The organism is uncultured Arcobacter sp., assembly GCF_937982575.1.
Taxonomy (GTDB): Bacteria; Campylobacterota; Campylobacteria; order Campylobacterales; family Arcobacteraceae; genus Arcobacter.
The window spans coordinates 26,059-46,105 of record NZ_CALJLR010000004.1 but is presented as its reverse complement, the minus strand read 5'-3'; the positions used below and the strand labels follow the sequence as shown (position 1 = coordinate 46,105).

Genomic DNA, 20,047 nt, shown 5'->3' with positions numbered 1-20,047 from the left:
AAAGAGTAGGAGATTTTTTCTCCTACTAAAAGGAGAAAAAATGAATAATATTAATACAAAAGAGAAAGATTATATTATCTTAATCACAATATATACTATTACAATATTTGCAAGTTATATAGTAATTACTTAGAAGAAGCATCTTTAGCACTTTATTTATATAACTGCTAAAAATATTAGCACTAGATATTGACAAGTGCTAAATATTATGTTATTATTCCATTAACTTGATACAAAAGTTATCAAGAAATATTATTTTTAAGGAGTTTGATATGTTAGTTACAAGATTTGACCCTTTTAAACAATTTAGAAACTTGGAAAAAAGTTTATATGAGTACCCTTCAAATGAAGGAGTAAGTGGGTTTGTTCCTGTAGTTAATACAAGGGAAGGAGAGTTTGCTTATCACATAGATGTAGATTTGCCAGGTGTAGATAAAAAAGATATAAAAGTTGATATACACAAAGATATTCTTACAATCTCAGGGGAAAGAAAAACAAAAGAAGAGATTAAGGAAGATGATTATTATAAAATAGAAACATCATTTGGTAAATTCTCTAGAAGTTTTAATCTTCCTGAAAATGCAGATGTGGAGAATATTGAAGCAAGTGGAGATAATGGAGTTTTAGAAGTAGTTGTTCCAAAACTTAGTGAAGAAAAACATAAAAAGATAGTAGAGATTAAATAAGAAGGATTTATTCCTTCTTTATTAAAGGGAATAAATGGAAAGAATAAAAGTAGCAGTAAAAAAGAATAGAAAAGATTATTTGATAACATTGACAATCTACATGATTGCAATGGCAACAACATTTTTATATATTGCTCAGTAAAGATTTGATAAGAAATATAAAAAGATATGATTAAATTTTGGAGGTGCACTGGTTTTTTAGTATAAAGTATATTTAAAATTAAAGCACAATTTTTTGAGTAAAAAGGGGAAGAAATAACTTTCTTCCCCTTTTTTTATGCATTTTATAATAATATTACTCTAATAGTATATTTTTTATACAATTAATTAATAAAAATATAAAATAATTTATAACCTTTTTATATTAATAGTATTAAAATTTAATATAGACCTAGGAGGTGTAATTTGCTAGATAGTAAAAATAGTGCAACAGAAATATTTTGGGAGATATTTTCAAACCAAGATAGGCAAAAAATTGATGAATTCAAAAAATATATGGACAAATTTGCAGTAAATTTTAACCTATACAAAGATGGAAATTTTATTGAGAGATCACTTCCTTTTGATGTAATCCCTAGAATTATCGACACAAAAGAGTTTGATAAGATGGATAGAGGTTTGAGCCAAAGAATAAAAGCATTAAATCTCTTTTTAGAAGACTTATACACTGACAAAAAAATTCTAAAAGATAAAGTAATCCCCGAAGAGTTTATTTACCAAGCAAAGGGGTATTTAAAAGAGCTAGAAGGGGTTTCTCCTTCAAAACAAATTAGAACACATATCAATGGTATAGATTTAGTAAAAGATACCGTAAGTAATGAATGGGTTATATTAGAAGATAATCTAAGAGTTCCAAGTGGAGCTAGTTATCCTTTATCTATTAGAGATACCTATAGAAAATTATATCCAGAATTTTTTGAGAAACTTAAAATTAAACCAATAAAAGGTTATCCATCTATTTTGGCTAAATCAATGGATTATGTAAATTGTGGAGGAATAAATGTAGTTTTAACTCCTGGTAGATTTAACTCCGCTTATTATGAACATGCCTATTTAGCTAAAAAAATGGGTGCTCACCTTGTACGAAATAGTGAACTTGTTGTTCAAAATAAAGTTCTATACTTTAAGAACTATGATGGACAAAAAATAAGAGTAGGGGCTGTTTATAGACGACTTGATGATGAGTTTTTAGATCCAAAATTTTTCAATAAAGATAGTTTGATTGGAGTTCCAGGAATCATGGAAGCTTATTTAGCTGGAAATGTAGCAATTATGAATGCCCCTGGAAATGGAGTTGCCGATGATAAAGGTATATATTATTTTGTTCCTAAGATGATTAAATACTATTTAGGTGAAGAACCAATATTAAGTAATGCACCTACGTATTTACCATATTTTGAAAAAGACAAAAAATATATTTTTGAAAACATTGAAAAACTTGTTATTAAAGATGTAGCAGAAGCTGGTGGTTATGGTGTAATGTTTGGACACTCTATGTCTAAAATCCAACTTGATGATTTAAAAACAATTATAACTGCAAATCCAAGAAGATTTATTGCTCAAGAGTTAATAGAGTTCTATGATGAAGAGTGTTATTTAAACAATGAGATAGTTCCAAGAAAGGCTGACTTTAGAGCTTATGTTGTAATGGATGAAGAACCAACTGTTTGGCAGTGTGGATTGACAAGATATGCAATGGAAGCTGGTAATTATTTAGTTAATTCATCTCAAGGTGGTGGATTTAAAGATACTTGGGTTATGGAGGCATAATATGGAACAATTATTAACAGCAAATGTAGCATCAAATTTATATTGGTTTGGTAGATACTTAGAAAGAATAGAAGCAACCTTAATTGAAGTGGTTAATGCCTTTGATAAAATCATAGATATAGATAAAGATGCAGGAAAAATACTCTATCAAAAGTTTGAAATAGATATTGAATATAAAAATGCAAAAGAGTTTTTAGATACATCAGTTTTTGGAGAACATGATGCAAATATAAATGTTCTTATGGGATATGCAAGAGAAAATGCAATTATTTCTAGAACTTATCTAGATACAGAAGCTTTTGGTTCAGTAATTGAGTTGTCTGATTTATTAAAGCATGCAGATAATAGTAGCTTTTGGATTGATTGTAATTTTATAGACCAAGCTCTATCTTTAATCAGTGAGATTTGGGGCGAGCTAACAAGAAATCAAGAGAGAAATACAAGTGATTATTTTATAAGACTTGGAAAACTTGTAGAGAAGACAGACTTTCACTTAAGACTTGAGAGGGACAAAGGTTTCTCACTAGTAGTTATGGATGAGATTGATACTATTGTATCTATTTTAGCACCAGATGCACAGTTCAATACCCATGATGAAAGAGAGACTTATGAGGCTATATTAAACTCAATTAATGGTAAGATTGACAAAATTGTAGTTGAACAATAAGCAGATGTAAAGATTGGATTTATTTATCCAATCTTTGAACATTTACCCTAACTTTCAATTCACTATCTCCACTACTTTGAACAACACCTTTAAGCGGAGAAATATCCAAATAATCTCTTCCATAGCCTAAAATTATATACTCTTCATTTGGTATTTTATTATTTGTTGGGTCAAAATCAGCCCAGCCAAAACCTGGAATATAGATAGAAAACCATGCATGAGAAGCATCCGCTCCAAAAAGTTTTTCTTGTCCCTCTTTTGGATAAGTTTGAATATATCCACTTACATATTTTGTAGGAATTCCAATACCTCTTAGAGCTGAAATTGCAAACTGGGCAAAGTCTTGACAAACACCTTTTTTCTCTTTAAAAATCTCTTCGATTGGTGTTGTTATATCACTAAATTCTGCTACAAATTTAAACTCTTTGAAAATTCTAGCCATAAACTCATTGGTTGCTTCAAAAAGGGATCTATTTTCATCAAAAGATTCTAAAACATAATCCATAATCTCTTTTGATGGAGCGGGAATAGACTCTGTTTCAAAAAGAAATTGTTTTGCAAAAACATGATCTTTATTGTATGAAGATAGTAATTCTCTAGTCTCTTTAACTGTTATTGTAGAGGCTTTTAAAGTAGCCATATATTTTTTTATCTCTTCTTCAACCCTTTCGACTTTTGAAGTTGCAGTTACGGTTAAAGAGTTATGGGATTCTCTAATAAGCATGAAAGTATTAGCATTTTCAAAATAATCAACAAAATCACTTACTTCGTATGGTTTTGGGTCTATTTTAATTTTATGACTAAGTAGTTTTTGTCTTATATAGTTTTTTGGTTTTAACTTAGCAATATTATGGCTAAAGGTAACTATAGATTCATAATCAAATTTGGTTTCGTGAAAAATTTCGTATATCATGTTTACTCGTTATAGTGTGAAAAATATGTTTTTGTTAACTCTTCAGAAGTATTACCTAAATGATGAGAAACTTTAGATAGAAAACTATCTAACTTTGGATAAATAAAATCACTCTCTTTAGATTTTAATAGACCCTGTGCATTTGAAAGTTTTAACATGGAATAAATCTTAAAAATAGGTGCCTCAAAATCACTTAAATGAGTATCTTTGTTTATATATGGAAGCTCTTTTAAATCTTCTAATAAATCATTAATAATATAAATTAATGATTTAGGATATTTAGAATTGAAAAGTAAAAATTCCACAATATTTTCTAGGTCTAATGATGACTTATAGTGTGCTCTATATGAGTTATAACTCTCATAAGAGTTTAACATAGAGTCCAAAATATCATACTCCAAAATTTTATCTAATTTTGTTGTAAGAAGAGAACGCATTTTTGAAATAAGAAGTTGAGAAGCCTCTATTTTACATCCAATATCATATAAAATAAGACCTTGTTCTTTGAAAATACTCTCATCTATTAGCTCTTTATAGGCCATAAGATATATTAAAAGATTATCTAGTTCATTTATATGTTCTCTGTTTGAAAGGACATCTCTTTTACTGTAAAAAAACCAATCTTTTTGCATACGTTCATAGATTCTCCAAGCTTCCATTGTAAGAAGATTTTTAACGTTTGCATTTATGTTTGAAAGCATTGACAAAGTAAAAGATAGACTTCCTGCTTTGTTTGCATCTTTTATCACAGAAATTACTTCTTTGAGGGGTTTAACCTCTTCTTCACTTAAAAACCCAGGATAAGTCATAGTAAGATGAGTAAGACTTACATTTAATATATTTGTAGTCTTTTTAGATATATTTTGATCATCATATCTGTTTAGGTTTAATAAACTTTTTAAATTAAATCTAATCATTCTAGTAGTACTAATAGCACGTGTAAGATATCTTCCAAGCCAAAAAAGATTTTCAGCTCTTTTAGTAGAGATATTTTCTAGCCTTGAATCAATAAAGTCTTTATTTTTAAATATATTTACAGCAGCACTTGCATCATTTTCACCTAAAATCCATAAATCTTTACTTGTTCCGCCTTTTTGGTTTGAAACAACTAAAGAGTTTTTTGAACTAGATACTCTAACAAGACCACTTGGCATTACAGCATATTCATCTTCATTTAAATATGAAAAGGCTCTAATAACTGCATTTCTTGGCTCAATCTTATCTTCATAAAATGAAGGAACAGTAGAGAAGTCAATAATCTCTTGACCAACATAATAGTGAGGATTTTGTTGGATTTTTTCTTTTAAATCAAGAATTTGTGCTTCATCTAATTGATTACCAAAATATACTTCCAATTTACTAGATTTATCTATTTTTTTTACAATCAAATTTGTCAAGTTTTCTAAAACAAAATCTAACTCTTTTTTCTGTCCACACCACCAAGTTGCTATTTGAGGTAGAATTAGTTCTTCATCTAGGAAAAACTTTGCAATATTTTCCATAAAAGGAATCAGACCAACATTTTCTAAAATACCTACACCAATAGGATTTATCATAGATAGGTTGTCATTTCTTAAAACATTAACAAGTCCTGCCACTCCAAGTTGTGAGTCACTTCTTAGTTCTAGTGGGTCACAGAACTTTGAGTCAACTCTTCTTATCATTGCATCAACTTTTTTCAATCCACTTAAAGTTTTAAGCCATAGTTGATTATTTTTTGTAAGTAAATCTTCCCCTTGTACTAAAGTGATATTTAAAAACGAGCTAAGATAAGAGTGCTCAAAATATGTTTCATTGTGAGGGCCTGGAGTAAGCAGGGTTATCAAAGGATTTGAGTTGTTTTTAGATGCTACGGAAGTAAGCATATTTTTAAAACCTTCAACAAACTTCGATATTCTATGCATCTTTACATTTGGATATAATTCAGAAGATACAGAGTTCATAGTAAGACGATTTTCTATTGCATAACCAAGTCCTGAAGGAGATTGAGTTCTATCATTTAGAACCCAAAACTTACCATCTGGACCCCTACTTATATCTGTTGCATAAAATTTCATAGAGTAGTACTCTATATTTTCAAAATTAAACATTGTTGGTAAAAAACTCTTATGCCCAAAAATAATCTCAGCAGGAACAATCCCTTCTTTTATAAGTCTTTGTTCTGTGTAGATATCTTTAAAAATAAGATTTAAAAGTTTTGCTCTTTGTGCTAGACCTTTTGATACTTCATCCCACTCCTCTTTTGTAATCACAAAAGGAATTGGATCTAGATTCCATCTTCTATTTGTACCATCTGGATCATTATAGATATTATAAGTAACTCCATTATCTTCTAAACGCCAATCAATTTCTGTTTGTTTTTGTTCTAGCTTTTCTACACCTGAAGTTTCAAGATTTTTTAATATCTCTTTCCAGTGTTCTTTTACATTATTATCTTTATCAATCATTTCATCAAATGATGATTCTAATTTATATGCATCAAATATTGACATCTATTATTTCGTCCATCTTTGTCTTAAGTCTAAAGTATGAGGGTACTCTTTATTTTTTGGCATCTCTTTGAAGTAAAGTTTCTTACTTCCTTTGGTTGCACTTAATGTTCTATTTGCTTCTACTGCAAAAATAGAGTTACTCTCTCCTCCGATTTCTGGTTGATGAGATTCAACTTCACCTTGAGAGTGATTGAAATCCCAATATCTATTTATTCTTCTAGATTCTGCCTCATAAGAGTTTACAGGGAATGTATCATAACTTCTTCCACCTGGATGTGTAACAAAGTAATTAAACCCTCCAATAGATCTAGTATTCCATTTATCTATAATATCAAAAGTTAAAGGTGTATCCACTTTAATTGTTGGATGCAGTGCTGACCAAGGTTGCCAAGCTTTATATCTAACACCACTTACATACACCCCTTCAACATCTGTCGCACTAAGTGGAACTTGTACTCCATTACAAGATACAATATATCGCTCTAAATTAAAGTTTTCAATCTTTATTTGCAGTCTCTCAACTGATGAGTCAACATATCTTGCAGTTCCCTGAGAACTTGACTCTTCTCCAAGTACATGCCAAGGCTCAATTGCAGAACGAATCTCAACTGGCATTCCTTCAACCATTGTCATACCATGTAATGGAAATCTAAATTCAAAGAATGGGTCAAACCAATCAAGTTTGAACTCATATCCTTCATCATTTAGGTATTGAACTACACTTTTAATATCCTCTTTTACATAATGCTCAAGTAAGAACTTATCATGTAGTCTTGTCCCCCATCTAACTAAATCATGTTTATATGGTCTTTTCCAAAAACATGAAACCAAAGCTCGCACTAACAGCATTTGTAAAAGTGCCATTTGAGAGTGAGGTGGCATATCAAAAGCTCTAAGCTCTAAAATACCAAGTCTTCCTGTACTACTATCTGGAGAGTATAGTTTATCTATACAAAATTCACTTCTGTGAGTATTTCCCGTAATATCAGTTAATAAGTGTCTAAATAATCTATCTGTCAACCAAAAAGGAACATCTCCTTTTTCAGGGATTTGAGAAAAAGCAATCTCTAATTCATAAAGATTTTCCATTCTTCCTTCATCTACTCTTGGTGCTTGGCTAGTTGGGCCTATAAATGCTCCACTAAATAGATATGAAAGACCTGGATGGTGTTGCCAAAAAGTGATTAGACTTCTAAGTAATTGAGGGTTTCTTAATAGTGGTGAATCACTAGGCTCAAGGGCTCCAATAGTAACGTGATTACCTCCACCAGTACCTGTGTGTCGTCCATCTATTAAGAACTTTTCAGTTCCAAGTCTACACTGTCTTGCATCTTCATAAAGACCTAGTAAATTATCACTTAACATTTTCCAAGAAGTTGCTGGTTGGATATTAACTTCAATAACACCTGGGTCTGGAGTTACTTTTATTCTATCAGTTCTTAAGTCATGAGGTGGTTCATAACCTTCAATAATAACTGCCATATCTAATCTTTTTGCACTCTCTTCAATAGAAGCAATTAAGTCTAAGAATGGCTCTGTTTTTTCTATTGGTGGAAGGAAAATACAAAGTTTTTCATCTCTTACTTCAACAGAAAGTGCAGTTCTTACAAACTCTTTGTTTTTATTTTTTATTGTAGTTTTTTTGCTCAACTTTTTAGCTCTTTTTTGAACTAAAGGTATATACTCACCTAAAGCAGGATAAGAAGCAAATAAGTCATTTTCAAACTCTTGTTCTAATTCAACTTGTGGATTCGCAATTAGAGACTCAAGAGGAAGTCTAAATCCTAGTGGCGAGTTCCCAGCACCTAAGAACATATGACCTCTTCTAAATTCCCATTTTGAACTAATCCATTTTGTTTCTCCATAGTTTACAGGTAGTACATATCCTACCTCTTTATTTAAACCATTTGACAGTTTTTGGGCAATAGTGCGTCTTTCTAATGGGTCATCTAAATTAAACTCTAAAGGATCAATATCAAGTGGAAGTTCTGCTTCTTTCATAATATAATAAACTGGGTCCTCAAAAGCTGGTACGATATTTTCATCACTTATTCCTAAAACTAGTGATAAAGTTGAAATAAACTTTTTGGCATCATCATTTGTATATGAATATGATTTATTCATATCAGCTAAAAGTTCAGGATTTTGCCAAACTGGTTTTCCATCTTTTCTCCAAAAAACAGTTGTCTGCCATCTTGGAAGTGGCTCACCTGGATACCATTTACCTTGGGCATGATGAAGTAATCCACCAGTTGTAGAAGAATCAAGTAGTTTTCTTGAGAGTTTATTAGCTAATTCTCTTTTATGCTCTCCATCTGCATCTGTATTCCATTGTGCAGATTCCATATCATCTATGGATACAAAAGTTGGCTCTCCACCCATAGTAAGTCTTACATCATTTTTTTCTAAATCTTCATCAACTTTAAATCCAAGTTCATAAATCTCATCCCACTGCTCTTGTCTATATGGTTTTGTAACCCTTGGTGATTCAAAAATTCTTGTTACACTATTATCAAAGAAAAATTCTGTTTCACACTTATCACTAAATCCTTCTATGGCATGGGCACTATTATAGTGAGGAGTACAAGCAAGTGGAATATGACCTTCTCCTGCAAACAGTCCACTTGTACTATCTAGACCTACCCATCCAGCACCTGGAATATAAACTTCTGTCCATGCGTGTAAGTCTGTAAAGTCTTTTTCTGGACCACTTGGACCATCCAATGATTTAACATCAGCTGTTAATTGAACTAAATATCCTGATACAAAACGAGAAGCAAGACCTAGATGTCTTAATACTTGTACAAAAAGCCAAGCAGAATCTCTACACGAACCAAGTTTATTTTCTAGTGTTGTTTTACAAGATTGAACACCTGGTTCTAATCTTACAGTGTAGTTTACATAGTCACAGATTTTTTGATTTACTTCAACTAAAAAATCAATAATAGGTTTTTCACTTTTATCTATGCTTTTTACAAACTCTTTTAAAAGTTTGCCTTTTTCATTAATTTTCAAATATGGTTTTAGCTCTTTTTTTAAATCTTTTTTATATTCAAAAGGAAAGTTTGTTGCACTCTCTTCAACAAAGAAATCAAAAGGATTTAAGGTAATTAAGTCTGCAATAATTTCCACATCAATTGAAAATTCATCAGTTTTTTCTGGAAAAATTATTCTTGCAAGGTAGTTCCCAAAAGGGTCTTGTTGCCAATTTATAAAGTGATTTTTTGGTGTTATATTTAATGAATAAGCCTCAATAGGAGTTCTACTATGAGCTGCTGGTCTTAGTCTTATTATATGTGGAGATAATGAAATTTTTCTATCATATTTATATTTAGTTTTGTGAGAAAGTACAACTTTTAAAGACATATTAAATCCTTTTATTTTAAAGTAATATTATACAGTAATATAAGACGTAAAATCTTTAAATAATTTTATTTGTTTAGCTAATTGAAATATTGCTAATTTCTGCACTTGCGCCTAGTCTCATAGGTGGTCCCCAAAAACCTGTCCCTTTGTTTACATATATTTGAGTTTTTTTATTGTGTTGATGTAATCCTTTTATATATGGTTGAGCAAGTCTTACTAGCAAATTAAAAGGAACAATTTGGCCTCCATGGGTGTGTCCACTCAAAACTAGGTCGATATTTTGAGTATCTATTTCTTTTATATATTTTGGTTGATGGGCTAAAAGAATCGTTGGTGAATCTTCTATATTTTCTAAAGCTTTATTTATATTTGGCTCAAATTTTTTAGCTTTATATCCAAAAATATCATAAACTCCTGCTAGATTGAAGCCACTATTTTTTTCTCCAATATAGACATTTTCATTTTCTAAAACTTTGATATTTATTGATTTTATATACTCAAGGATTCTCTCTATTTCATGAAAATATTCATGATTTCCAACTATGAAATATGTGCCATATTTTGATTTTAAATTTTTAAGTTCATCAACTGCATCTTTTATATAATTTATATCTGTATCTATTAAATCGCCTGTTATTACAACAATATCTGCATTTAATTTATTTACTTTATAAACAATATTTTTTATAAAATCATGGTCAATTAGTCCACCAATATGTACATCACTTAGTTGAACAATATTGTATGGCTTTTTTAAATTAGGAATTTTTACTTCTATATTTTCTACATAAGATTCTTTTGCATTATAGATGGCTTTTGTGGTAATAGAAGTTGCAAAAGCTAAAGAGCCTAAATCAATAGACTTTTTTATAAAGGCTCTTCTTTTTTCATCTTTTCGTATCTTTGGAAGATGTGAGATTATTTCATAAATTACTGTTGTAGAAAATAGTAGAAATATAACTCCTATTGGAAGTGAGAGTAAAAAGTATATTTCATTTGGTACAGAAATTAAATACCTTGATGTCATATATAAAATTACACCAAATAGGTTAATTAGTAAAAACAGATTTAAAAACTTTTTTGATTTTTGGCAAATAGCTAACTTATTGATAAACCTTTTTGAAATAAAAAGGCTAAGTAATCCCATCACGACTATAAAAATTGTGGCAAATATTATAAATCTCATGATAGGATTATATAGAAAGTTTTTTAATTAAGTGTTAATTCTTTATTATAGTTTTTATTGAACTATTGATAGCTTCAATTAGATTATCAATCTCTTCTTTTGTTTGAGTGTAGTGAATAGATACTCTTATCCAACCTGGTTTTTTATCAAGCTCATCTTTATCATCAAAATCCAATAAATCATGCCCATAAGGTCCTGCACATGAGCATCCTGCTCTTGTTTGTATCCCATTGTCTGTTGAGATTTTTTCACAAATCATATAAGGGTCTAAATCTTTTATATTAAATGAAACAATCCCTATATTGTATGACTTTTTATTCCCATAAATGATGATATTTGGTACTTTTTCTAATTGCATTAAAAAATAGGATAACAACTCATCTTTTCTTTTTAAAATAAAATCAAAACCTATCTCATTTCTTAGCTGATAAGCTAAACTTGCTTTTATAACTTGGATTATTCCAGGAGTTCCAGCTGTTTCCCTTGCTCTTAAATTATTTTCATACTCTACAGTTGTTCTACTAACATAACTAACTGTTCCTCCACCTGCAAAAGTTGGGGATAGGGTTGGGTCGATTAAATCTTTTTTTATGACAAGTAAACCGCAACTTCCTGGGCCACCTAAAAGTTTGTGAGGAGATAGATACATAACATCAAAGTAGTTACAATCAATATTCATATATGATGAAGAAGCTGCCGCATCAAGGCAAACTATAGCATTATAACGTCTTAATATATTAGAAATCTCTTTATAACAAGTTACTATTCCTGTAACATTTGAAGCTATACAAAAAGAACCAATAAGTTCTCTGTCTTGATTCTTCTTTAATACCTCTTCAAGCTCTTCTACGTCTACTAAGCCTTCACTTGTAAGGCCGATTCTTGCAGTCTCACACATAGCTTCTCTATAGCTTATCTCATTTGAGTGGTGTTCATAAGGTCCAACAATTACAAGGGGAAGTTTTGATTTATCGATGTTTATATTCAACCTTCTTTTAGTAGCAGGGGGAATATAAAGTCCCAATAACTCTTGAAATCTTTTTATAGCAGCAGTTGAACCACAGCCACTAGGGATAACTTCAAAATCATCATTTAATTCTAAAGATTTTTTTAGATTTTCTAAGGCTTCTTCATAGTAATTATGGGTTTGATTTGCCATACCGGATTCTTTTGAGTGGGTATTAGCATAGGTTGTTAACATATCATAAATACGATTTTCAATAGCCCTAAATGCCAATCCTGAAGCAGTATAATCAAAGTAAGCACTTTTGTGCTTACCTATTGTTCCATACTTTAAGTATGAAAGTTTTTCTGTGTGTTGATTAGTGAAGGGACGAAATAAATTCTTCGTCATTTATTCTCTCTTTTAAATAGTTATTTAAGTTTTTTTCTCCACTATTTATATAGCTTTGAATAATTTTTTCTACAACACCTTCAGCCTCTTCTGGTAAAAACTTGATTTTAGTTTTTTCTCCAAAAGATGATTTAGCCCCTTCTAAATTTCCACCAATAATTAGCTCAAATCCAGGAACTGTAACACCCTCTGCATTTTTTACTTTCAGTCCAAGTAATCCAATATCAACCACATGTGGATGGGCACAAGAGTTTGGACAACCATTTACAGAAATAGATACTGTTTCATTAAAATCAGGAAACTTTTTTTCTAGATGTTCTGCCAGCGAAATTGCTTTGTCTTTTGTTTCTGAAATGGCAAATTTACAAAAGTTTAATCCTGTACATGAAAGAGTTCTTGCTTTGAATGGACTTGGCTTATAATCAACTCCAATAGTGATTAATTCATCTGCTAAAGTTTGAGCATTTTTGCTTGGTACATCTTTTACTACAAAGTTTTGAGTTGGTGTTGTTTTTATAGTTGTTGCACCATGTTTTTCTAAAATATTTGCTAAATCTTCTAATCCTTTAGCCCCAATATGTCCACCATTTATAGCACATCCAATATATGATTTCTCTTTCTCTTTTGAGTCTTGGATTCCAAAGTGTTGTCTTTTTGCATAAGGAGTATAAGGAACTTCTTTCTCTTCTTTAAATGCAACTTTTGATCTTGAAACTACTTCTTCTTTGAACTTTTCAATTCCCCATTCATCAATTAGATGTCCAAGTCTTGCTTTTCTTCTATTTTCTCTAAGTCCATGGTCTCTATAGATTGTACTAACAGCTTTAGTTATTGGTAAGATTTGAGAAGGAGTTACAAATCCAATATGTTTTGCAATTTGTTTATTTGAAGCTAATCCTCCCCCAACACTTACATCAAAAAGTACTTTATCTGTACAGTCGCAAACCACAGCAGTAAAAGATAAATCTTGTATCTCATGTCCCATACAGTGTTTATGACAGCCACTAATACCTATTTTATATTTTCTAGGTAAATTTGATAGGTTTTTGTTTCCTCTTAAGTAGTTGTTTACTTTGTCAACAATTGGTCTAACATCATAAATTTCATCATGTTCTATTCCTGAAACAGGACAAGTTGCAACATTTCTTGGTACATCACCTGCTGCAAAAACTGTCGATAAATTAACTTCATTTAATCTTCTAAAAATCTCAGGTAAATCTATAACTCTAATATAATGAAACTGAATATCTTGTCTTGTTGTAAAATCAGCAGTTCCCCTTGCATATTCATGGGAGATTTTTGAAACTTCTCTCATCTGTTCTAGGTTCATAGAACCATGCTCAAGTTTTACTCTCAACATAAAATACAAGGTATTATCATCCTCATCTTGAAGATTTCTATTTTGAGTATATAAACCATACCATTTAAATCTAATTATATCTTCAGGACTTATCTCTTCCCCTAGAACAGCATATAAGTATATGTCTTTTAGAACATCAAGTCCATTTTTTTCTTTTTTTAATCTCTCATTTTGTTGAGCTGCTGTTTCTCTTGCCATTTTTTATCCTATTATCTCTTTACATTCCCATTCTGGAAAGTTACTTCTAATATACGCATTAAGCTCAATTTCTGCTTTTGTATAATCTCTTATCTTCTCATCCTTATCTTCAGATTCATTCATAACTGAAGATACAATCATTCCTGCACCTACTGTAGTATTTGTATATCTATCAATGATAATAAAACTTCCAGTATGTCTGTTTTTATTGTATGCATCAACTGCAATTTGTCTATCTATTGATAGAGTACATTTTGCAATATCATTTAGCTCTAAAGTATCTGCTGACATCTCTTTGAAGCTATTGATATCTTTTTTATACTCTATTGATTTGAATGTTCCATTAATAACAGAAGTTGCTCTTTTAATAATATAATTACTATTAAGCTCAAGCTTTTTCTCATCCATCCAAACAACCATAACCTCAAGCTTATTTGATACTTGAGGAATAGAGTTAGATTTTACAATCATATCTCCTCTAGAAATATCAATCTCATCTTTTAGTGTAATAGTTGTAGCCATTGGAGCAAATGCAGTCTCCATAGTCTCAACAGTTTCATCTTTTCCTATTGGTCTTAAATCTTTAATCTCATTTGATACTATTGATTTTACAACTGATGTTTTTCTTGAAGGTAATACTGTAATCTCATCACCTACGCTGATTTTTCCACTTGCAATTGTTCCAGAGAATCCTCTAAAGTTAAGGTGAGGTCTTGACACATACTGAACTGGCAATCTAAAGTCATCATTCTCATCTTTATGAATTGATATTGTATCAAGTAATTGCATAAGAGGAAGACCCGTGTACCAAGAACATTTTGGTGAAACTGTAAGAATATTATCTCCATCTAAAGCAGAGATTGGGATATACTCAAAATTGATATCTTCATTATGTGGAAGATTAGGGATAATTTGTGCATAATCTTTTTTAATATTTTCAAATACTTCTTGTGAAAAGTCAACTAAATCCATTTTATTGATAGCAACTACTAGGTTCTTAATACCAAGTAATGAAGCTATATAAGAGTGTCTTTTTGTTTGAGTTAAAATCCCTTGTCTTGCATCAATTAAGATAATAGCTACATCAGCAGTACTAGCACCTGTTGCCATATTTCTTGTGTATTGTTCATGTCCTGGAGTATCTGCTATGATAAACTTTCTTTTTTCAGTTGAGAAAAATCTATAAGCAACATCAATAGTAATACCTTGTTCTCTCTCAGATGCCAGTCCATCAACCAAAAGTGCTAAGTCAATCTTATCACCAGTTGTTCCGCTTTTTTTACTATCTTTTTCAATAGCAGCTAATTGGTCTTCAAAAATCATTTTTGAATCGTAAAGTAATCTTCCAATTAGAGTACTTTTACCATCATCCACACTACCACATGTGATAAATCTTAATATCTCTTTATTCTCATGCTCTTTTAAATATTGTTCAATATTTTCTGCAATTAAATCTGATTGGTGTGCCATCTTAAAAATACCCCTCTTGTTTTTTCTTCTCCATTGATGCTTCACCATCACTATCTATCAATCTTCCCTGTCTCTCACTAGTTGTACAAATCAACATCTCTTGAATAATCTCAGGCAGTGTTGTAGCTTCACTATTTACAGCACCTGTTAATGGATAACAACCAAGTGTTCTAAATCTAACCATCTCTTTTTTAGCAGTCTTTCGTAATTCCTCAGGCATTCTTTCATCATCAACCATGATTTTTGTACCCATGTATTCTACTACTTCCCTCTCTTTAGAGAAGTATAAATCAGGAATAGGAATACCTTCCAAATAGATATATTGCCAAATATCAAGCTCTGTCCAGTTAGATATAGGAAAAACTCTAATAGACTCACCTTTAGTGTGTCTTCCATTGTAGATGTTCCATAATTCTGGTCTTTGATTTTTTGGATCCCATCTATGGTTTTCATCTCTAAAAGAGTAGATTCTCTCTTTTGCACGAGACTTCTCTTCATCTCTTCTAGCACCTCCAAAAACTGCATCGAATTTTTGGATGTTAAGCATGTTTTTTAGACCTTCAGTTTTCATAATATCAGTATGAACTGCTGAACCGTGTGTAAATGGAGAGATATCCATCTCTTCACCTTTTGGGTTAGAGTAAACTATTAGTTCCATTCCAACCTCTTTTGCACGTCTATCTCTAAACTCTATCATCTCTTTAAACTTCCATGTTGTATCAACATGTACCAGTGGAAGTGGTGGAGGCGCTGGATAAAAGGCCTTTTGTAAAATGTGTAACATTACAGAAGAATCTTTTCCTACAGAGTAAAGCATTGCTGGGTTTTGAAACTCTGCAATAACTTCTCTCATAATATGAATAGATTCAGCCTCAAGCTGTTTTAAATGTGTAAGTCTTTCTTTACTAATCATCACTTTCTCTTTTTCTATTTTGCGTGTAATCCACACTCTTTATGTTCTGGGTTTTCCCACCACCATCTTCCACTTCTAATATCTTCACCCTCTTTTACTGCCCTTGTACATGGGGCACATCCAATACTTGGATATCCTTTGTCATGAAGTTTATTATATGGAACTTTATTCTCTTTTATAAAGTCCCAAACATCATCTTCACTCCAAGAAATAAGAGGGTTTACTTTTATTACTTGAAAATTATCATCCCATTCAACTAAGGGCATCTCTACTCTTGTAACACTTTGTGCAGCTCTTAGACCTGTAATCCAGATTTTTAGTGGTTTTAATGCTCTTTTTAATGGTTCTATTTTTCTTACATTACAGCAAGATTTTCTATTATCAATAGATTCATAAAATCCATTGATTCCTTGTTTTTTATAAAGTTCTTCTACATCTTCACTTTTTGGAAAAAATACATTCACTTTTATATTATATTTTAAATTCGTATTATCCATTACGCTATATGTTTCATATGGAAGTCTTCCTGTATCTAGCGTAAAAATATTTGCATCTTTGTCAAGGTTTAACATCATATGAGTTAAAACTTGGTCTTCTGCTCCAAAACTAGATGACAGTGCTGCCTCATTTTTGTATTCATTTAAAAAGTATTTTAAAATCTCAACAGCACTATAATCTTTTAATTTTTTGTTTAATTCTTCTATTTTTTTTACCACTATAATCTTCCTAAATCTGATAATCAGGTTCTTTTATTTTCCCAAAAGAGATCTTATTCCAAGCTCTTTCGTGAAAATAGTATAAAATCATTTTCGTAACAACTTCAATAGAACCAATAGAGGCAGCCATGATTAGGTTGCCTGTAATAAAGTATGAAATAATAATTGTGTCTAAAGTTCCTACTGTTCGCCACGAAACGGTTTTAGCTACAGATCTATAAGCTTTCTCTGCCATCTTTGTTACTTAGTCCTATTCGTCATCTAATTGGTATAAAGGAGTACTTAAATATCTCTCTCCTGTATCACATAGAATAGTAACAATTGTTTTACCTTTGTTCTCTTCTCTTTGCGCAACAACAGTTGAAGCATATACATTTGCTCCAGCAGAAATACCTACTAATAATCCCTCATCTTTTGCAAGGTTTCTAGCTGTTTCCATTGCATCATCATTTGATACAGTTAAAACTTCATCATAAATATCTGTATTTAAAATAGCAGGAACAAATCCAGCTCCAATACCTTGGATTTTATGAGGTCCAGGATTACCACCTGAAAGTATAGGAGAGTCAGTTGGCTCAACTGCAACTATTTTAACATTTGGGTTTTTAGCTTTTACAACTTCAGAAATACCTGTGATACTTCCTCCTGTTCCAATAGCAATAACTAAAATATCAACTTTATCTTCTGTATCTCTTAAAATCTCAATTGCTGTAGTTTTTCTATGAATATCAGGATTCGCTTCATTTGCAAATTGTTGTAATACAATTGAGTTATCCATTGCTTCACTTAATTCAGCTGCTTTTTCAACTGCACCTTTCATACCTTTTTCAGGCTCAGTTAATACAATCTCTGCACCAAGAGCTTTTAAAAGTTTTCTTCTTTCAATACTCATACTTGAAGGCATTGTAAGGATTAGTTTGATTCCTTTTGCTGCACAAACAGATGCTAAAGCAATACCAGTATTTCCACTTGTAGGTTCAATTACAGTAGTACCTTCACCAATCTTACCAGCTTTGATAGCCTCTTCAACCATGTTAAATCCGATTCTATCTTTTACTGAATGAGTAGGATTCATAAATTCACATTTACCTAAAACTGTTGTACCATTTACACTTGCTTTGTTTAACTTTACTAGCGGTGTATTTCCAATTAATTCTGTTACGTTATTTGCATATTTCATCGTTTTCTCCTTAAATACTATAATGTAGATATTGATTATATTTATCTTGATACTGAGTTAAATCTTTCAGTGACAAGTTAAACAACTTTTTCGTTTTCTCTTTTGTTTCATCAAAAAATATATTTAAAATAGGACTATTACTCTTTGTATCGATAATTTTTATATCATCTTCTAAAGCAATAATAATATCTTTTATAAGTATATCTTTTGCATCTCTAGCTAACATGTAGCCACCCTTAGAACCTCTAGTACTAGTAACTAATCCTGCATGTCTTAGTTTTCCTAGAAGCTGCTCTAAATAATTTTGAGGAATATCAGCGCGAGCAGATATCTCTCTAATTTGCATTGGTTTGTTTTCTTCATTTTGAAGTAACTCATGCATGGCAGCAAGTCCATACACACCTTTTGAAGAGATTAAAGGCATAATCTCATTCCTAGTTTAACGCTTGTGTTAAATCTTCAATTAAATCAATAGGATCTTCTAATCCAATAGAAAGCCTAACAGTTGTTGGGTTAACACCTGCTTTTAGTAGTTCACTTTCGTTCATTTGAGAGTGAGTTGTTGAAGCTGGGTGTACAATTAATGATTTAGAATCACCGATATTTACTACAACTGAAAATAATTTTGTACTATCAATTATCCTTTTTGCCTCTTCATAAGTCTCTACTTCAAAAGATAATAGTCCTGATGCTTTACCATCTTTGAAATATTTTTGTGCTTTTGCATAATCACCATTTGACTCTAGTCCTGGGTAATTTACTGATTTTACTTTTGGATGAGACTCTAAGAACTTAGCAACTTCTAAAGTACTACTTGAGTGTTTATCCATTCTTAAAGATAATGTCTCTAATGTTTGAATTAATATCCAAGAGTTATGTGGAGATTGCGCAGCCCCTATATCTCTAAGTAGTGATAATCTAATTCTTAAACAAAAGTTTGGAAGAGGAACATCCACATAAACTAAACCATGGTATGATTCATCAGGTTGTGTAAATTCTGGATATTTAGAAGAGTTTTCTTTGAAAAATTCTGCTAATCCATCTCTTTCAACAATAATACCACCAATAGCACTACCTTGTCCATTTGTATATTTTGAAGTAGAGTGAACTACAACATCAACTCCCCATTTGATTGGGTTAAATAAAGCTGCACTTGCAACTGTATTATCACATACAGTTAAAACACCTTTTTTCTTTGCAACTTCAACTATTGCTTCCACATCTGCAACTGCAATTTGAGGATTTGATAGTGATTCAAAGAAAATAGCTTTTGTTTTATCATCAATTTGTTCTTCTAAATTTGAAGCATCTGATACTTTAAATACTCTAGCTTCAATACCAAATCTTTTAATTGTATGAGTTAAAAGTGTAACAGCTCCACCATATAATTTGTCAGAGATTAAGATATTATCTCCTGCACTTGCAACATTTGCAATAGCATAAAAAATAGCACTTTGCCCAGATGCTACACAAATAGCAGCAGCTCCACCTTCAAGTTGTGCAAATCTTTGCTCTAGTACATCAGTAGTTGGGTTTGTAAGTCTTGAGTAGATTGACCCTAACTCTTTAAGTGCAAATAAATTAGCTGCATGTTCTGCATCTCTAAATGCAAAAGCAGTAGTTTGAGCAATAGGTACATTCATTGTTCCCCATCCCTCTTTTTTATTATATCCAGCGTGTAATGCGATTGTATCTTGTTGCATATTTATTCCTTTTTGTATATTATATTAAATCTATAGTGAAATTGTAATATATTTTTCATTTAATGTCAAGTGA

Annotated in this window: 16 protein-coding genes; 3 read left to right on the top strand and 13 right to left on the bottom strand. The window is 31.1% G+C overall.

Annotated elements, in window-relative coordinates:
- The first annotated feature begins 272 nt into the window (after positions 1-272).
- The 3 genes from Q0617_RS02270 (at position 273) to Q0617_RS02260 (ending at position 3,123) form a co-directional block, all read left to right on the top strand.
- Positions 273-686, top strand: coding sequence for an Hsp20/alpha crystallin family protein (locus tag Q0617_RS02270; protein ID WP_298750040.1), 414 nt, complete (start codon positions 273-275; stop codon positions 684-686).
- A gap of 405 nt (positions 687-1,091) precedes the next feature.
- The gene (locus Q0617_RS02265; RefSeq protein WP_298750038.1) at positions 1,092-2,456 is read left to right on the top strand and encodes a circularly permuted type 2 ATP-grasp protein; all 1,365 of its coding nucleotides are present in this window, start codon (positions 1,092-1,094) and stop codon (positions 2,454-2,456) included.
- Between the two features lies 1 nt (position 2,457).
- Entirely contained in the window at positions 2,458-3,123 is a 666-nt protein-coding gene (locus tag Q0617_RS02260) for an alpha-E domain-containing protein (RefSeq protein ID WP_298750036.1), read from the top strand.
- Between the two features lie 19 nt (positions 3,124-3,142).
- Here the strand turns inward: Q0617_RS02260 and Q0617_RS02255 are convergent, their stop codons facing one another.
- The 13 genes from Q0617_RS02255 to Q0617_RS02195 form a co-directional block, all read right to left on the bottom strand.
- Positions 3,143-4,036 (bottom strand): transglutaminase family protein, encoded by an 894-nt coding sequence (locus Q0617_RS02255; protein WP_298750034.1) that lies wholly within the window; start codon positions 4,034-4,036, stop codon positions 3,143-3,145.
- Between the two features lie 2 nt (positions 4,037-4,038).
- Positions 4,039-6,528: a circularly permuted type 2 ATP-grasp protein gene (locus Q0617_RS02250; protein WP_298750032.1), complete on the bottom strand. Its 2,490-nt coding sequence runs from the start codon at positions 6,526-6,528 to the stop codon at positions 4,039-4,041.
- A gap of 3 nt (positions 6,529-6,531) precedes the next feature.
- Positions 6,532-9,894 carry a transglutaminase family protein gene (locus Q0617_RS02245; RefSeq protein ID WP_298750030.1) on the bottom strand — a complete coding sequence of 1,121 codons (3,363 nt, stop codon included), beginning with the start codon at positions 9,892-9,894 and terminating at the stop codon, positions 6,532-6,534.
- Between the two features lie 73 nt (positions 9,895-9,967).
- Positions 9,968-11,041, bottom strand: a complete 1,074-nt coding sequence (locus tag Q0617_RS02240) for a metallophosphoesterase (protein ID WP_366517897.1) — start codon at positions 11,039-11,041, stop codon at positions 9,968-9,970.
- 73 nt (positions 11,042-11,114) lie between these two features.
- The gene (locus tag Q0617_RS02235) at positions 11,115-12,434 is read right to left on the bottom strand and encodes an aminotransferase class V-fold PLP-dependent enzyme (protein ID WP_298750026.1); all 1,320 of its coding nucleotides are present in this window, start codon (positions 12,432-12,434) and stop codon (positions 11,115-11,117) included.
- Positions 12,403-13,992 carry a nitrite/sulfite reductase gene (locus Q0617_RS02230; protein ID WP_298750024.1) on the bottom strand — a complete coding sequence of 530 codons (1,590 nt, stop codon included), beginning with the start codon at positions 13,990-13,992 and terminating at the stop codon, positions 12,403-12,405. Before Q0617_RS02230 ends, Q0617_RS02235 begins: the two co-directional genes overlap by 32 nt.
- 3 nt (positions 13,993-13,995) lie before the next feature.
- Positions 13,996-15,462 (bottom strand): sulfate adenylyltransferase subunit CysN, encoded by a 1,467-nt coding sequence (gene cysN, locus Q0617_RS02225; protein ID WP_298750022.1) that lies wholly within the window; start codon positions 15,460-15,462, stop codon positions 13,996-13,998.
- 1 nt (position 15,463) lies between these two features.
- Positions 15,464-16,375: a sulfate adenylyltransferase subunit CysD gene (gene cysD, locus Q0617_RS02220; RefSeq protein ID WP_298750019.1), complete on the bottom strand. Its 912-nt coding sequence runs from the start codon at positions 16,373-16,375 to the stop codon at positions 15,464-15,466.
- 14 nt (positions 16,376-16,389) lie between these two features.
- Complete coding sequence (locus Q0617_RS02215; protein ID WP_298750017.1) at positions 16,390-17,091, bottom strand: phosphoadenylyl-sulfate reductase; 702 nt, start codon at positions 17,089-17,091, stop codon at positions 16,390-16,392.
- 10 nt (positions 17,092-17,101) lie between these two features.
- The gene (locus Q0617_RS02210; RefSeq protein WP_298750014.1) at positions 17,102-17,326 is read right to left on the bottom strand and encodes a DUF2061 domain-containing protein; all 225 of its coding nucleotides are present in this window, start codon (positions 17,324-17,326) and stop codon (positions 17,102-17,104) included.
- Between the two features lie 15 nt (positions 17,327-17,341).
- The gene (cysK, locus tag Q0617_RS02205; RefSeq protein WP_298750012.1) at positions 17,342-18,271 is read right to left on the bottom strand and encodes a cysteine synthase A; all 930 of its coding nucleotides are present in this window, start codon (positions 18,269-18,271) and stop codon (positions 17,342-17,344) included.
- Positions 18,272-18,281: 10 nt separating this feature from the next.
- Positions 18,282-18,695: an Rrf2 family transcriptional regulator gene (locus Q0617_RS02200; protein ID WP_298750010.1), complete on the bottom strand. Its 414-nt coding sequence runs from the start codon at positions 18,693-18,695 to the stop codon at positions 18,282-18,284.
- Between the two features lie 10 nt (positions 18,696-18,705).
- Positions 18,706-19,974: an O-acetylhomoserine aminocarboxypropyltransferase/cysteine synthase family protein gene (locus Q0617_RS02195; RefSeq protein ID WP_298750008.1), complete on the bottom strand. Its 1,269-nt coding sequence runs from the start codon at positions 19,972-19,974 to the stop codon at positions 18,706-18,708.
- Positions 19,975-20,047 lie beyond the last annotated feature (73 nt).

Coding starts and splice junctions, on each gene's coding strand:
- Q0617_RS02270 (WP_298750040.1), top strand. CDS start 273: ATGTTAGTTACAAGATTTGACCCTTTTAAACAATTTAGAAACTTGGAA.
- Q0617_RS02260 (WP_298750036.1), top strand. CDS start 2,458: ATGGAACAATTATTAACAGCAAATGTAGCATCAAATTTATATTGGTTT.
- Q0617_RS02255 (WP_298750034.1), bottom strand. CDS start 4,036: ATGATATACGAAATTTTTCACGAAACCAAATTTGATTATGAATCTATA.
- Q0617_RS02250 (WP_298750032.1), bottom strand. CDS start 6,528: ATGTCAATATTTGATGCATATAAATTAGAATCATCATTTGATGAAATG.
- Q0617_RS02245 (WP_298750030.1), bottom strand. CDS start 9,894: ATGTCTTTAAAAGTTGTACTTTCTCACAAAACTAAATATAAATATGAT.
- Q0617_RS02240 (WP_366517897.1), bottom strand. CDS start 11,041: ATGGGATTACTTAGCCTTTTTATTTCAAAAAGGTTTATCAATAAGTTA.
- Q0617_RS02235 (WP_298750026.1), bottom strand. CDS start 12,434: ATGACGAAGAATTTATTTCGTCCCTTCACTAATCAACACACAGAAAAA.
- Q0617_RS02230 (WP_298750024.1), bottom strand. CDS start 13,992: ATGGCAAGAGAAACAGCAGCTCAACAAAATGAGAGATTAAAAAAAGAA.
- cysN (WP_298750022.1), bottom strand. CDS start 15,462: ATGGCACACCAATCAGATTTAATTGCAGAAAATATTGAACAATATTTA.
- cysD (WP_298750019.1), bottom strand. CDS start 16,375: ATGATTAGTAAAGAAAGACTTACACATTTAAAACAGCTTGAGGCTGAA.
- Q0617_RS02210 (WP_298750014.1), bottom strand. CDS start 17,326: ATGGCAGAGAAAGCTTATAGATCTGTAGCTAAAACCGTTTCGTGGCGA.
- cysK (WP_298750012.1), bottom strand. CDS start 18,271: ATGAAATATGCAAATAACGTAACAGAATTAATTGGAAATACACCGCTA.
- Q0617_RS02200 (WP_298750010.1), bottom strand. CDS start 18,695: ATGCCTTTAATCTCTTCAAAAGGTGTGTATGGACTTGCTGCCATGCAT.
- Q0617_RS02195 (WP_298750008.1), bottom strand. CDS start 19,974: ATGCAACAAGATACAATCGCATTACACGCTGGATATAATAAAAAAGAG.